The organism is Gluconobacter sp. P1D12_c (genome assembly GCF_018812105.1).
Taxonomy (GTDB): Bacteria; Pseudomonadota; Alphaproteobacteria; order Acetobacterales; family Acetobacteraceae; genus Gluconobacter; species Gluconobacter oxydans_A.
Map to the genome: position 1 here is coordinate 1 of NZ_JACSIQ010000909.1, position 352 is coordinate 352.

Sequence of the window (352 nt, forward strand, 5' to 3'; positions counted from 1 at the left end):
ACCATATTTTTGATTGAGCCAACGGAAGCAATCAGATAGCTTGAGTGTCCATTTCCTATGCTCCGACTTGAGGTCATCATATATTCTGACGTTCTCACCGCAGGTGATAACCATGTACCGCAGATACTTCCCCTTATTCGGGAGAATGTTATCAATCCAATAGGTCAGCTCATTCCTCAACTGGCGACGCTCAGCAACAGCAACAGCAGGAATGAACATGATATGCCTAAACTGTTCATCCATCTGCTTAGCTAATCCAGACAGCAAACCCACCTTGAAAAAGGTGCCATCCTGCTTCTTACGCCTAGACGGAATCCCCAGACCTTCAAGCCTGTCAGCAATGCGATCAGAT

The 352-nt window shown here is 46.3% G+C and carries 1 protein-coding gene; it reads right to left on the minus strand.

The genetic code is table 11. The annotated features are described in order from the left end of the window. On the minus strand, positions 1 to 352 hold a 352-nt coding region (locus KP705_RS19750), incomplete at both ends, for a hypothetical protein (protein WP_215765543.1).